Annotated in this window: 1 pseudogene; it reads right to left on the reverse strand. The window is 55.9% G+C overall.

Annotated elements, in window-relative coordinates:
* A pseudogene (locus tag SB764_RS40475) lies at positions 1-242 on the reverse strand (D-2-hydroxyacid dehydrogenase family protein); the annotation flags it as partial.
* Positions 243-270 lie beyond the last annotated feature (28 nt).

Below are 270 nucleotides of genomic sequence, written 5' to 3' on the forward strand. Positions count from 1 at the left end.
CTCGACACCTTGCCGGTTTGGCTGATCATGCGCAAACGCGGCAACTTGTCGAGCAGTTGCGAGTTGATGCGGGTACGTTCGCGAATCAGGACCAGCGCATCGACTTCGGAAAGACGGCTCGCCAACTGGCCCAAACCACGGACAGTGTTGTTGAAGACCTTGACATCATGGTCGGCCAGCAATTGAAAGCAGTCGAGCTTGCGAACGGCGTCCTGGTAATCGTCGAGGATGGCAATCTTCATGGTATGTGTCTTGCGACGCACCTTGGTG

This window comes from Paraburkholderia sp. SIMBA_027 (assembly GCF_046535315.1).
Taxonomy (GTDB): domain Bacteria; phylum Pseudomonadota; class Gammaproteobacteria; order Burkholderiales; family Burkholderiaceae; genus Paraburkholderia; species Paraburkholderia tropica.